The organism is Streptomyces filipinensis (assembly GCF_014649495.1).
Classification (GTDB): domain Bacteria; phylum Actinomycetota; class Actinomycetes; order Streptomycetales; family Streptomycetaceae; genus Streptomyces; species Streptomyces filipinensis.
The window spans coordinates 186,668-199,993 of sequence record NZ_BMTD01000009.1 but is presented as its reverse complement, the minus strand read 5'-3'; the positions used below and the strand labels follow the sequence as shown (position 1 = coordinate 199,993).

The following is a 13,326-nucleotide window of genomic DNA, read 5'->3' as shown; positions in this document are numbered from 1 at the left end:
GAACCCGGGGACCTTCACAGCCCTGGCAGGAGCGTTCTGGCGCGAGCGGTCGCCGTGGGGCGACTTAGCGCTCGACCTCGCCGCGGATGAACTTCTCGACGTTCTCGCGGGCCTCGTCGTCGAAGTACTGGACCGGCGGGGACTTCATGAAGTACGAGGACGCCGACAGGATCGGGCCGCCGATGCCGCGGTCCTTGGCGATCTTCGCGGCGCGCAGGGCGTCGATGATGACACCCGCGGAGTTCGGGGAGTCCCAGACCTCGAGCTTGTACTCCAGGTTCAGCGGGACGTCACCGAAGGCACGGCCCTCAAGGCGGACGTAGGCCCACTTGCGGTCGTCCAGCCAGGCCACGTAGTCGGACGGGCCGATGTGGACGTTCTTCTCGCCGAGGTCCCGGTCGGGGATCTGCGAGGTGACGGCCTGCGTCTTGGAGATCTTCTTGGACTCCAGGCGCTCGCGCTCGAGCATGTTCTTGAAGTCCATGTTGCCGCCGACGTTCAGCTGCATCGTGCGGTCGAGGATGACACCGCGGTCCTCGAACAGCTTCGCCATGACGCGGTGCGTGATGGTGGCGCCGACCTGGGACTTGATGTCGTCACCGACGATCGGCACACCGGCCTCGGTGAACTTGTCGGCCCACTCCTTGGTGCCGGCGATGAAGACCGGGAGGGCGTTGACGAAGGCGACCTTGGCGTCGATGGCGCACTGGGCGTAGAACTTCGCCGCGTCCTCGGAGCCGACCGGCAGGTAGCAGACCAGGACGTCGACCTGCTTGTCCTTCAGGATCTGGACGACGTCGACCGGCGCGGCGTCGGACTCCTCGATGGTCTGGCGGTAGTACTTGCCGAGGCCGTCGAGGGTGTGACCGCGCTGGACGGTGACACCGGTGCTGGGCACGTCGCAGATCTTGATGGTGTTGTTCTCGGAGGCGCCGATCGCGTCCGCGAGGTCGAGGCCGACCTTCTTGGCGTCCACGTCGAAGGCGGCGACGAACTCGACGTCCTTGACGTGGTAGTCACCGAACTGCACGTGCATCAGGCCGGGGACCTTGGACGCCGGGTCGGCGTCCTTGTAGTACTCGACTCCCTGCACCAGCGACGCAGCGCAGTTGCCCACGCCGACGATGGCTACGCGAACCGAACCCATTCCGGTTGCTCCCTGTGTGTACGAGTGAGGCCCTGACTGGGTCTCACGTGGCGGTGTCGCCGGGCGGATCCGTCCGGGGGTTCTCCCCGGGACGGGGCAGGCCGCCCGTCGATCCAGTGGTGGTGTCCTGCTGAGCGGACCCCCCGGACGCGGAACCCCTCAGGTCCCGCCCGGCCCGCTCGCTCTCGATGAGCTCGTTCAGCCAGCGCACTTCGCGCTCCACGGACTCCATTCCGTGGCGCTGGAGCTCAAGTGTGTAGTCGTCGAGGCGCTCCCGCGTGCGCGCCAGAGAGGAGCGCATCTTCTCCAGGCGCTCCTCCAGACGGCTGCGACGGCCCTCCAGAACGCGCATGCGCACATCGCGTGACGTCTGCCCGAAGAAGGCGAAACGTGCGGCGAAATGTTCGTCCTCATACGCGTCGGGGCCGGTCTGCGAGAGCAGGTCCTCGAAGTGCTCCTTCCCTTCCGCCGTCAGCCGGTAGACGATCTTGGCCCGGCGGCCGGCGAGCGGAGCGGCGAGGGCGTCCTCGTGGGTGCTGCCCGGTTCCTCGATCAGCCAGCCGTTGGTGACCAGCGTCTTGAGGCAGGGATACAGGGTCCCGTAGCTGAACGCCCGGAACACACCCAGGGACGTGTTGAGTCGTTTGCGCAGCTCATAGCCGTGCATCGGGGACTCGCGCAGCAGACCGAGCACAGCGAACTCGAGGATGCCGGAACGTCGGCTCATCGTCGCCTCCTCTCGGTCCCGCTGATCGCTCCCGCGGGTCTCGCTGTGCCTCTCAGCGTTTCTTTATCTCGCGCTGATGTATCGACTCGATACATCACGACGATAGAACGGCCTTCCACGGGCGACAAGAGGGACGGTCGTGAACGGGATCACATCACCGATTCATACGAGGCAAGTTGCACGGTTTGGGGTGAACATCAGGACTCGGCGGGTTTTGGCGATGCGTAGTCTGTGCGGCATGCATACCACCGGGAACCAAGTGACGCCCGGGGAGCGTCGTCGTCCCTGGTGCAGTACGGGTGAATGCCGAACCGACCACATCCGTACTCCGGGGGGACCGGAAACCAGCCGCCGTTCCAGGCGCGCACGGGTGCGCCTGCCCGAGGAGTAATCGTTCGATGAGCGAGCACCGTCGCAAACCGCCGCAGCCGCAGGGAGGCGGACGTGCCGCGGCCCGACGCGGTCAGTCCGGCTCACCCTCCGGTCGCCGTGCGGCACCGCGGGGCGCCACCGAGTCCCCAACCGACTCCTATGGGTCCAGTTCCTATGGGTCGGGTCCCAATGGTCCAGGAGGTGAAGAGCGCGCCTACGGCGGCCGTGCCGAGGCGCGCCGGGCCGCGCAGAGAGGCGGCCGCCGCAGAGGCCCCGACACCGAGGGACCGGGCGGCCGGCGCGGTGGCCCGGCCGGGCCCGCACGCGGCAGGGGCCGTGCGTCGACCGCACCCGGCAAGAAGCGGTTGATCGACTACCCCCGGGCCGAAAAGTACGGATGGCGCCGCTGGGTGCCCTCCTGGAAGCTCACCTCCGGGCTGTTCATCGGCTTCGTCGGCAGCCTGGTGGCCATGGTGGGCGTGGGCTACGCGATGGTCTCGATCCCCAACGAGAACGACGCGGCCAAGTCCCAGAACAACGTCTACTACTGGGCCGACGGCAAACAGATGGTGGCGACGGGCACGGGCGTCAACCGGCAGAACGTCAGCATCGACCAGATTCCCGAGGCCATGCAGTGGGCCGTGATCTCGGCCGAGAACAAGAGCTTCTACCAGGACTCGGGCGTCGACCCCATGGGCATCGCGCGAGCCGTGGTCAACATGGCGCGGGGTGGGCAGACCCAGGGTGGCTCGACGATCACCCAGCAGTACGTCAAGAACACCTACCTGAGCCAGCAGCAGACCCTCACCCGTAAGTTCAAGGAGATGTTCATCTCCATCAAGGTGGGGACGAAGCTCAAGAAGAAGCAGATCCTCCAGGGCTATCTGAACACCTCGTACTTCGGACGAGGTGCGTACGGCATCCAGGCGGCCGCGCAGACGTACTACGGCAAGAACGCGGTGGACCTCACGCCGAGCCAGTGCGCGGTGCTCGCGGCGCTGCTCAAGGGCCCGACGTACTTCGACCCGGCAGGCAACGCCGACCTCGACCCCACGGCCACGCAGAAGGCCAACACCCAGCGCTCACAGGAACGCTGGAAGTGGATCCTCGAGCAGATGCACAACGATCACCACTTGACCGACGCCCAGTACGTGACGGCCACCAAGAAGTACCCCGTCCCCCAGGGCCGCAAGGCGACCAAGGGCATGACCGGACAGATCAGCTACCTGGTCGACACGGCGAAGAAGTACGTCCTCGCGCACTCCGACATCACGGAGGCACAGTTCGACCAGGGCGGCTACCAGATCAAGACGACCTTCGACAAGAAGAAGGTCAACGAGCTGACCGCGGCCGTGAAGAAGATCCAGAAGCAGCGGATCGATCCAAAACGCCGTGACCTGGACAAGTACGTCCAGTTCGGTGCGGCGTCGGTGAAGCCCGAAAACGGCGCGATCGTCGCCCTCTACGGCGGTGACGGCTACGAGAACGGCCACTTCACGAACAACGCCGACACCTCCGGCGTGCCGGTCGGTTCGACATGGAAGCCGTTCGTGCTGGCCGCGGCCATGGAGTACGGGACCTACAAGTCCGACGGACAGGGCATCTCGCCGCTGAGCAAGTACAACGGCAACGATCACCTCAAGGTGACCAGGCCCGATGGGTCGCCCTTCCTCAACAAGGACAACTCGGTCTTCTTCCAGAACAACGAAAGCCACTACAAGTGGGGCTATATCAGCCTGCGTAAGGCGATGGAGCAGTCCGTCAACACGCCGTTCGTGCAGCTCGGTGTAGATGTGGGGCTGACGCATGTGCGGGACGTCGCCCAGAGGTCTGGCATCCTCAAGGACAGCTTCTCCACGCTCAACCCGTCCTTCGCCATCGGTACCTCGACCCCGAGCGCGATCCGCATGGCCGACGCGTACGCGACCTTCGCGGCGTCCGGCAAGCACGCGGACCCGTATTCGGTGACCGAGGTGAAGAAGGACGGGGTGGACCTGCAGGGCTTCAGCAAGCCGCAGGTCACCCCGGCGATCCCGGCCAACGTGGCGAACAACGTCACGGACGTGCTGCAGAACGTGATCCAGAACGGTACGGGTCAGAACGCCAAGGCGCTGGGTCGCACGGCGGCGGGCAAGACCGGTACCACCGACAGCAACAAGTCAGCCTGGTTCGTCGGCTACACCCGGCAGCTGTCCACCTCGGTGGCGATGTTCCGTGAGAACCCGAAGGACCACGAGCTGCTGTCCATGAACGGCACAGCGGGCGTCCCGTCGATCCACGGTGGTGACATCCCGACGTCGGTGTGGACCGAGTACATGAGGGCCGCCCTGAGGGGGCAGAACGACCTCCCCTTCCCGGACGCCACCCCGATCGGCAATGTGGAGGACGAGGCGGGCGCCCCGTCCCCGACCCCGAGCGTCACCATCACCCCGAGCCCGACGCCGAGCACCTCACCGAGCCCGACGCCCAGCGTCACGGCCACGTCTCCGTCCCCGTCAGCGAGCGACACCTGCCAGTGGAGCTGGGGCAACGACTGCAACGGCAACGGCAACAGCAACGGCACCGGTGGCACGGACACGGGTGGGACCGACGGGGGGACCGTTCCGACCCCCACCCCCACGGATACGACCGGCACCGCCGGCACCACCCGAGGCAATGGCAACGGCAACGGAGGCATCTTCGGAGGTCAGAACGGTTAGCCGCCGAGCCTGACCGGTTGGCGCCTCTTTCGCCCGCCGCGACCGTTTCACGTGAAACATGGGCCGCCGCACCCGCCAGGTGCGGCGGCCCTCGGCGCTTTCCCAGGCAGGTACGGCAGGATGTGCCCCATGCCCAGTGCAGAGATGACGCCCGCGAGCAGGCACGAGCCCGAGCCCGTGCGGCCCGCCACGGCGGAACCCGTGCGACCGACCAGTGAGGACGAGATCGCCCGGGCCGGCAGCGAGCTGATCGGCGGACCCCTGGGCCGTCGTGCCCTGCTCGCGACCTCCTGGTGGACCCCCGTACGGGTTGTCGCGCTGGTGGCGATCGGTATGTTCGCCCTCGGCCTGGTGCAGAAGGCGCCCTGCTACCACAGCGCCTGGTTCTTCGGCGCGAGCAGTCAGTACACGCACGCCTGCTACTCGGACATCCCGCACCTCTATCAGGGACGCGGGTTCGCCGATCATCTCGTGCCGTACTTCGACAAGCTCTCGGGTGACATGGACTACCTCGAGTACCCGGTGCTCACCGGAGTGTTCATGGAGGTGGCGTCCTGGCTGACCCCGCACAGCGGCACCCTCCAGCACCAGGAGCAGTGGTACTGGTTCGTCAACGCCGGGATGCTGATGGTGTGCGCGGCGGTCATCGCCGTGTGCGTGGTCCGCACCCACCGCCGGCGCCCCTGGGACGGCCTGCTGGTGGCCCTGGCGCCCGCTTTGGCGCTCACCGCGACCATCAACTGGGATCTGCTGGCGGTGGCGCTCACGGCCGCGGCGATGCTGATGTGGTCCCGCAGCCGTCCCGTCGCCTTCGGCCTCCTCCTGGGCCTCGCCACGGCCGCCAAGCTCTACCCCGTGTTCCTGCTCGCCCCGCTGCTCGTGCTGTGCTGGCGAGCCGGCAAGTGGCGCGAGTACGCCCAGGCCGTGGGCGCCACGGCGATCGCCTGGCTCGTGGTGAACCTGCCGGTGATGCTCTTCGCCTTCCAGGGCTGGTCGAAGTTCTACACGTTCAGCCAGGAACGGGGCGTCGACTTCGGCTCGTTCTGGCTGATCTGGGCGCAGAACTCCAGCAACCCACCCGGCACCGGTTTTGTGAACACCGCTGCCCTGGTCCTGGTGGTGCTGTGCTTCCTCGGCATCGCCGCGCTGGCGTTCACCGCCCCGCGCCGGCCGCGCTTCGCCCAGCTGGCCTTCCTGATGGTGGCGGCCTTCATCCTCACCAACAAGGTCTACTCACCGCAGTACGTCCTGTGGCTGGTGCCGCTGGCCGTCCTCGCCCGGCCCAAGTGGCGTGACTTCCTCATCTGGCAGGCCTGCGAGGTGGCGTACTTCCTGGGCATCTGGATGTATCTCGCGTACACGACCAGCGGAGACGCCCATAAGGGCCTGCCTACGCACGGCTATCAATGGTCGATCGTGCTGCACCTGGTGGGCACGCTGTACCTGTGCGCCGTCGTCGTACGGGACATCCTCATGCCGGAGCGGGACGTGGTGCGCCGGTCGGGGGACGACGATCCGTCGGGCGGGGTGCTCGACGGCGCGGAGGACGTCTTCGTGCTCGGCGCCGCAGCCCATCCGCCGCGGCACGCCGCCCACTTCGACGGCCCTCAGGTGGACTGGGGCAGGCCGGTCGCCCCACCCTCCCCCGAGGACCGTTCGCTCTGAGCGAACGCCGGGCGGAAGGCATGAAAAGAGGCCGTACACGCACGCCGCGTGTACGGCCTTCGCGCTGTCCCCGGCTGGCTCAGCGGTCCACGAGCCGGTCGAACTGCGTGGTGGTGTGCCGAAGGTGGGCCACCAGCTCGTCGCCGACCTGCGGTTCCGGGGCGTCCGCGGGGACGAACAGGATCGACACCTGCATGTGCGGCGGCTCGGCGAACCAGCGCTGCTTGCCGCCCCAGACGAACGGAGAAAGGTTCCGGTTCACCGTGGCGAGGCCGGCCCGGGCGACGCCCTTGGCGCGCGGCATGACGCCGTGCAGGGCCTTCGGTGCCTCCAGGCCCACCCCGTGCGACGTACCGCCCGCCACGACCACCAGGTAGCCGTCGGAGGCCGCCTTCTGCTGCCGGTAGCCGAACCGGTCGCCCTTGGCCACACGCGTGACGTCCAGGACGGCGCCGTGGTACTCGGTCGCCTCGTGGTCCCCCAGCCACAGCCGCGTGCCGATGCGGGCGCGGAACCGGGTCTGCGGGAACTGCTGCTGGAGACGGGCGAGTTCATCGGCCTTGAGGTGGCTGACGAACATCGTGTGCAGCGGCAGCCGGGCCGCGCGCAGCCGGTCCATCCAGCCGATGACCTCCTCGACGGCGTCCGAACCGTCGGTGCGGTCCAGCGGCAGATGGATGGCGAAGCCCTCCAGCCGGACGTTCTCGATCGCCTGGTGCAGCTGCGGCAGGTCCTGCTCGCTGATGCCGTGGCGCTTCATCGAGGACATCACCTCGATGACGACCCGCGCGCCGACGAGGCCGTAGACGCCGTCGACCGACGACACCGAGCGCACCACCCGGTCGGGCAGCGGCACGGGCTCCTCGCCGCGCCGGTACGGCGTCAGCACCAGCAGATCACCGCCGAAGAAGTCCTTGATGCGCGCGGCCTCGTACGTCGTGCCGACCGCGAGCAGGTCCGCGCCCAGCCGCGTGGCCTCCTCGGCCAGCCGTTCGTGCCCGAAGCCGTAGCCGTTGCCCTTGCAGACCGGGACAAGCCCCGGGAACTGCTCGTGCACGTGCTTGTGGTGCGCCCGCCAGCGCGCGGTGTCGACGTAGAGCGTGAGCGCCATGGCCGGACCCTGGCCCTTTCTCGTGGCTGCGGTGTATCAGAGGTGTGAACGCTGTGAAGCCTATGGAATCAAACGTCCGCGGCTCAGCGGCGCGACATGTAGATGTCGAGTGCCTTGTGGAGCAGCTTGTTCAGCGGGAAGTCCCACTCGCCGAGGTACTCGGCAGCCTGCCCGCCGGTGCCGACCTTGAACTGGATCAGACCGAAGAGGTGGTCCGTCTCGTCCAGCGAGTCGGAGATGCCGCGCAGGTCGTAGACGGTGCCGCCGAGCGCGTAGGCGTCGCGCAGCATCCGCCACTGCATCGCGTTCGAGGGCCGGACCTCACGGCCGATGTTGTCGGAGGCGCCGTAGGAGTACCAGACGTGCCCGCCCACGATCAGCATCGTCGCCGCGGACAGGTTCACGCCGTTGTGGCGGGCGAAGTACAGCCGCATCCGGTTCGGGTCCTCGGTGTTGAGGGCCGTCCACATGCGCTGGAAGTACGACAGCGGGCGGGGCCGGAAGTGGTCGCGCACCGCGGTGATCTCGTACAGCCGCTGCCACTCGGCCAGGTCCTGGTAACCGCCCTGGACGACCTCGACGCCGGCCTTCTCGGCCTTCTTGATGTTGCGGCGCCACAGCTGGTTGAAGTTCTTGTGGACCTCTTCCAGGGAGCGGTTGGCCAGCGGCACCTGGAAGACATAGCGAGGCTGCACGTCGCCGAAGCCGGCGCCGCCGTCCTCACCCTGCTGCCAGCCCATGCGGCGCAGCTTGTCGGCGACCTCGAAGGCACGCGGCTCGATGAAGTCGGCCTCCATGTCGCGCAGCCGCTTCACGTCCTGGTCCTGGATGCCCTTCTTGATGGTCTCGGCGTTCCAGCGCCGGATGATCACCGGCGGGCCCATCTTCACCGAGAAGGCGCCCTGCTGCTTCAGGTGCGCCAGCATCGGCTGGATCCAGTCGTCGAGATTCGGCGCGAACCAGTTGATGACCGGGCCCTCGGGGAGGTACGCGAGGTAGCGCTTGATCTTGGGCAGCTGGCGGTAGAGGACCAGGCCCGCGCCGACCATCTCGCCGGTGCGTTCGTCGAACCAGCCCAGGTTCTCGGAGCGCCACTCCGCCTTGACGTCGGCCCAGGCCGGGACCTGCATGTGGCTCGCCGACGGCAGGCTCTGGATGTACGCCAGATGTTGCTCGCGGCTGATGGTCCTCAGGGTCAGGCTCATGTCGGGGCGCTCCTCGGGCTGGTGTGTCCCCATGGGTTCAGGGGCTCCGGCTCTCGCGCCGAAGCCTACTGCGCCGTGCGAGCGCCCCGACTGGGCGTACGGGCCTTAACCCGGCCGGACGGGCGACCAGGACGGTCCGCGGTGTTCGAAAAGACGGCGTGGACGATGCCGTCCGGCGGTCAGCTGCCGATGAGTCCGCCGAACAGTCCGCCGTTCGCCATGCTGATCAGGAAACCGACTCCCGCAGCGCCGAGACCCAGGATCAGAACGAAGCGCTCCCGAGTCGTCACCGAGATCCACTGTCCGTAGATGCCGACGGCAAGACCCACCAGACCCGCCCACGAGCTGAGCAGGTGGAGGCCGTGGAAGAAGGACGTGATGAAGGACAGCACGCCGAGGACGAAGGTCACCGCCATCAGCGTGTCCTGCAGCGGACGGGCCTTGCCGTCCGTGGCGAAGAGGGATCCGGCGACGTTGGGATGCAATGTCTGTGCCATGGGCACCTCCTGCGGAAGGCGGCGCATAGTAGCGCCGTACACACCCGACGTGTACAGGGTGAGGGGCTTCACGCCCGGATTTCAACCGGAAGCGGGTGTGCGGGTAGTCTGTACCGTCTGCATTGGTGTCTGCCCACGCCTGCCCAGGTAACACTGCGGGATCCGTCTCAGGACCCCGATTGTCAGTGGTGGCCGATACCGTTGCGTACGCATCACAACCCTCCTGCCACGGAACGACCGTGGCCGCTGAGTCCAAAGGAGGTGGGTTCCACATGCGTCACTACGAGGTGATGGTCATCCTCGACCCCGATCTCGAGGAGCGTGCTGTCTCCCCGCTGATCGAGAACTTCCTGTCCGTCGTCCGTGACGGTGGCGGCAAGGTTGAGAAGGTCGACACCTGGGGCCGTCGTCGTCTCGCCTACGAGATCAAGAAGAAGCCCGAGGGCATCTACTCGGTCATCGACCTGCAGGCCGAGCCTGCGGTCGTCAAGGAGCTCGACCGCCAGATGAACCTGAACGAGTCGGTCCTCCGGACCAAGGTCCTCCGCCCCGAGACCCACTGAGCTCTCCCGCTCAGCTGATCTCGGGATTCGAGTAGCCAGCAAGCAGCCAGAGCAGCAAACCCGCCGAGAGGTTCCCCATGGCAGGCGAGACCGTCATCACGGTCATCGGCAATCTTGTCGACGACCCCGAGCTGCGCTTCACCCCGTCCGGTGCGGCGGTCGCGAAGTTCCGCGTCGCGTCCACCCCCCGCACCTTCGACCGTCAGACGAACGAGTGGAAGGACGGCGAGAGCCTGTTCCTGACCTGCTCGGTCTGGCGTCAGGCGGCGGAGAACGTCGCCGAGTCGCTCCAGCGAGGCATGCGCGTCATCGTGCAGGGCCGGCTGAAGCAGCGGTCCTACGAGGACCGTGAGGGCGTCAAGCGCACGGTCTACGAGCTGGACGTCGAGGAAGTCGGCCCCAGCCTGCGCAACGCCACGGCCAAGGTCACCAAGACCGCCGGTGGCGCTCGCGGTGGCCAGGGTGGTTACGGCGGCGGTGGCGGCCAGCAGGGCGGCGGCTGGGGCGGAGGCTCCGGCGGCGGCCAGCAGGGCGGCGGCGCCCCGGCCGACGACCCGTGGGCGACCGGCGCTCCTGCCGGTGGCCAGCAGGGCGGCGGCGGCTGGGGCGGAGGCTCCGGCGGCGGTGGCGGCTACTCGGACGAGCCCCCCTTCTAGGTCCCCGGACCAAGGGTGGGTCGTACCCCAACTTCTTGATCACACAGGAGAAACACCATGGCGAAGCCGCCTGTGCGCAAGCCGAAGAAGAAGGTCTGCGCTTTCTGCAAGGACAAGGTCACGTACGTGGACTACAAGGACACGAACATGCTGCGGAAGTTCATTTCCGACCGCGGCAAGATCCGTGCCCGCCGCGTGACCGGCAACTGCACGCAGCACCAGCGTGACGTCGCCACGGCCGTGAAGAACAGCCGTGAGATGGCGCTGCTGCCCTACACGTCCACCGCGCGCTAAGGGAAGGGTGACCGACACATGAAGATCATCCTCACCCACGAGGTCACTGGCCTCGGTGCCGCCGGCGATGTCGTCGACGTCAAGGACGGTTACGCTCGCAACTACCTCATCCCGCGGAAGTTCGCTATCCGCTGGACCAAGGGTGGCGAGAAGGACGTCGAGCAGATCCGTCGTGCTCGCAAGATCCACGAGATCCAGACCATCGAGCAGGCCAACCAGGTCAAGGCCCAGCTTGAGGGCGTGAAGGTCCGTCTGGCCGTCCGCTCCGGCGACTCCGGCCGTCTCTTCGGTTCCGTCACCCCGGCCGACATCGCGTCCGCGATCAAGGCTTCCGGCGGTCCCGAGGTCGACAAGCGCCGCATCGAGCTGTCCGCCCCGATCAAGACCCTGGGCGGCCACGAGACGTCCGTGCGTCTGCACCCCGAGGTTGCCGCCAAGGTCAACATCGAGGTTGTCGCGGGCTGACTGCCGCGTTCTGCTTGAGCAGCTCTGAAAGGGGCCGCACCTGTGAAGGTGCGGCCTCTTTTACGTCGACCCGGTGGGCGGGCCAAGGCGCGGCGCGGAGAAGAGCGTGTGTTTCACGTGAAACATGACAGCTGGCCTGTTCCACGTGAAACGGTCACCGGGTTGCGCCCCGCCACGGGGTTGGCGTCCGTCACCGGGTTGCGCCCGTGACGATCCAGCGACCCGAACGGGTGCGCAGCCACAGGGTCAGCATGCGGATGGTCATCATGAGGGTCATCGCAGCCCACAGCGCGGTGAGACCCCCGCCGAATGTGGGGACGAGCAGAGCGACCGGAGCGAACACCGCGAGGGTGACGACCATGGCCCATGCCAGATAGGGACCGTCGCCCGCGCCCATCAGCACTCCGTCCAGCACGAAGACCATCCCGCAGACGGGTTGCGAGAGCGCGACCATCAGCAGCGCGGGCAGCGCCACGTCCTTGACGACGGAGTCGCTGGTGAACAGGGGCAGGAAGAGCGGCCGGGCGGCCACCACGAGCAGGCCGAGAACCACTCCGGTCGCGATGCCCCACTGGACCATGCGACGGCAGGCCTCACGTGCTCCTTGGGCATCGTTCGCGCCGAGGTAGCGGCCGATGATGGCCTGTCCCGCGATCGCTATCGCGTCCAGAGCGAAGGCCAGCAGACTCCACAGGGACAGGATGATCTGATGGGCGGCGATGTCGGCGTCGCCCAGATGTGCTGCGACCGCCGTCGCGATCATCAGGATCGCCCGCAGTGACAGCGTACGGACCAGGAGGGGAACGCCTGCCTGGGCCGAGGCCTTGATGCCGTCGGCATCGGGACGCAGGGAGGCCCCGTGCCGACGGGCCCCGCGGACGACCACGGTCAGATACACGGCTGCCATGCCGCACTGAGCTATGACCGTGCCCCAGGCAGAACCGGCGATGCCGAGTCCGGCGCCGTAGACGAGCCCTGCATTGAGTGCGCCGTTGGCGACGAAGCCTGCGACAGCTACATAGAGCGGAGTCCTGGTGTCCTGCAGTCCGCGGAGCACTCCGGTGGCGGCGAGGACGATGAGCATGGCCGGGATGCCCAGCGAGGAGATACGCAGATAGGTCGTGGCGTAGGGAGCCGCCGTCGTGGAGGCGCCGAAGAGGTCCACGATGCCGGGTGCCAGCGGAAGGACGACGGCGATGACGGCGATCCCGAGCAGCAGTGCCAGCCAGATGCCGTCCATGCCCTGGCGGATGGCCGCCGGTAGATCGCCGGCGCCGACGCGCCGGGCCACGGCGGCGGTGGTCGAGTAAGCGAGGAAGACGAAAACGCTCACCGCGGTGATGAGGAGGGCCGAGGCTACGCCGAGACCGGCGAGCTGGGTGGTCCCGAGATGGCCGACGATCGCACTGTCCGCCATGACGAAGAGGGGCTCGGCGACGAGCGCGCCGAAGGCCGGGACGGCCAGCGCGACGATCTCTCTGTCATGCCGCCGGGGTGTGGCCTCGGGGAGCGCGGGGGCCTGTGTCATGCACACTAATCTAATCGTCCACAGGTAAGCGATGCAACTGATGAGTGACCCTTACTTACGTTCTGTGGGCGTGTCCTTTCGCGCACCGTTCGACGCGATCTTGGTCCGACTGGGAAAGTTTTTCTTCTGCACAGCCGGTGGACGGCAAAGGTGCAGGTCAGCTCGGCGTGGGGGGCGGGATGGAGGGCTTGTTCACAGGGCTGTCCACCGTGTCGTGCACAGGTTTCGGTGAGTTCTCCACAGCATCCGGGCCGTCGTCCACATGGCCTGTGGATAACCAGATTGGCTGACGGTGCCGACAGGCCTACCGTGGTCCGGCGCCCGCTCCTTCCCCAGGCCTGGGAAGCGTCCTTCCTCCGGCCCTGGAATCGTCACAAACCCGACGCGCCGGAACCGG

At 67.3% G+C, this 13,326-nt stretch carries 12 protein-coding genes; 6 read left to right on the top strand and 6 right to left on the bottom strand.

What is annotated here, in order from left to right; translation table 11 throughout:
- Positions 1-64: 64 nt before the first annotated feature.
- Together IE244_RS21420 and IE244_RS21415 are read right to left on the bottom strand one after the other, a co-directional pair.
- Positions 65-1,147: an inositol-3-phosphate synthase gene (locus IE244_RS21420; RefSeq protein ID WP_031164364.1), complete on the bottom strand. Its 1,083-nt coding sequence runs from the start codon at positions 1,145-1,147 to the stop codon at positions 65-67.
- A gap of 43 nt (positions 1,148-1,190) precedes the next feature.
- Complete coding sequence (locus IE244_RS21415; RefSeq protein WP_191875157.1) at positions 1,191-1,874, bottom strand: PadR family transcriptional regulator; 684 nt, start codon at positions 1,872-1,874, stop codon at positions 1,191-1,193.
- A gap of 398 nt (positions 1,875-2,272) precedes the next feature.
- Here IE244_RS21415 and IE244_RS21410 point away from each other — a divergent pair, with 398 nt between their 5' ends.
- On the top strand, positions 2,273-4,945 hold the full coding sequence (locus IE244_RS21410) for a transglycosylase domain-containing protein (protein WP_373305762.1): 2,673 nt from the start codon (positions 2,273-2,275) through the stop codon (positions 4,943-4,945).
- Positions 4,946-5,074: 129 nt separating this feature from the next.
- The gene (locus IE244_RS21405; protein WP_191875156.1) at positions 5,075-6,610 is read left to right on the top strand and encodes a glycosyltransferase family 87 protein; all 1,536 of its coding nucleotides are present in this window, start codon (positions 5,075-5,077) and stop codon (positions 6,608-6,610) included.
- Positions 6,611-6,689: 79 nt separating this feature from the next.
- On the opposite strand, the gene IE244_RS21400 is transcribed toward IE244_RS21405, so the two are convergent.
- The 3 genes from IE244_RS21400 to IE244_RS21390 form a co-directional block, all read right to left on the bottom strand.
- Entirely contained in the window at positions 6,690-7,721 is a 1,032-nt protein-coding gene (locus IE244_RS21400; RefSeq protein ID WP_191875155.1) for an alanine racemase, read from the bottom strand.
- 83 nt (positions 7,722-7,804) lie between these two features.
- On the bottom strand, positions 7,805-8,926 hold the full coding sequence (femX, locus tag IE244_RS21395) for a peptidoglycan bridge formation glycyltransferase FemX (RefSeq protein ID WP_031164375.1): 1,122 nt from the start codon (positions 8,924-8,926) through the stop codon (positions 7,805-7,807).
- A 179-nt stretch (positions 8,927-9,105) separates the two neighbouring features.
- Complete coding sequence (locus IE244_RS21390) at positions 9,106-9,423, bottom strand: hypothetical protein (protein WP_191875154.1); 318 nt, start codon at positions 9,421-9,423, stop codon at positions 9,106-9,108.
- A gap of 272 nt (positions 9,424-9,695) precedes the next feature.
- Between IE244_RS21390 and rpsF the strand changes: the two genes are divergently transcribed.
- The 4 genes from rpsF (at position 9,696) to rplI (ending at position 11,401) form a co-directional block, all read left to right on the top strand.
- A complete protein-coding gene (gene rpsF, locus IE244_RS21385) occupies positions 9,696-9,986 on the top strand; it encodes a 30S ribosomal protein S6 (RefSeq protein ID WP_014673750.1) in 291 nt (96 codons plus the stop codon).
- 77 nt (positions 9,987-10,063) lie between these two features.
- On the top strand, positions 10,064-10,642 hold the full coding sequence (locus IE244_RS21380; RefSeq protein ID WP_191875153.1) for a single-stranded DNA-binding protein: 579 nt from the start codon (positions 10,064-10,066) through the stop codon (positions 10,640-10,642).
- 57 nt (positions 10,643-10,699) lie between these two features.
- Positions 10,700-10,936: a 30S ribosomal protein S18 gene (gene rpsR / locus IE244_RS21375; RefSeq protein WP_003949403.1), complete on the top strand. Its 237-nt coding sequence runs from the start codon at positions 10,700-10,702 to the stop codon at positions 10,934-10,936.
- A gap of 18 nt (positions 10,937-10,954) precedes the next feature.
- A complete protein-coding gene (gene rplI / locus IE244_RS21370) occupies positions 10,955-11,401 on the top strand; it encodes a 50S ribosomal protein L9 (protein WP_031164383.1) in 447 nt (148 codons plus the stop codon).
- Positions 11,402-11,591: 190 nt separating this feature from the next.
- Here rplI and IE244_RS21365 read toward each other — a convergent pair whose 3' ends face one another.
- Complete coding sequence (locus tag IE244_RS21365) at positions 11,592-12,929, bottom strand: MATE family efflux transporter (protein ID WP_191875152.1); 1,338 nt, start codon at positions 12,927-12,929, stop codon at positions 11,592-11,594.
- Positions 12,930-13,326 lie beyond the last annotated feature (397 nt).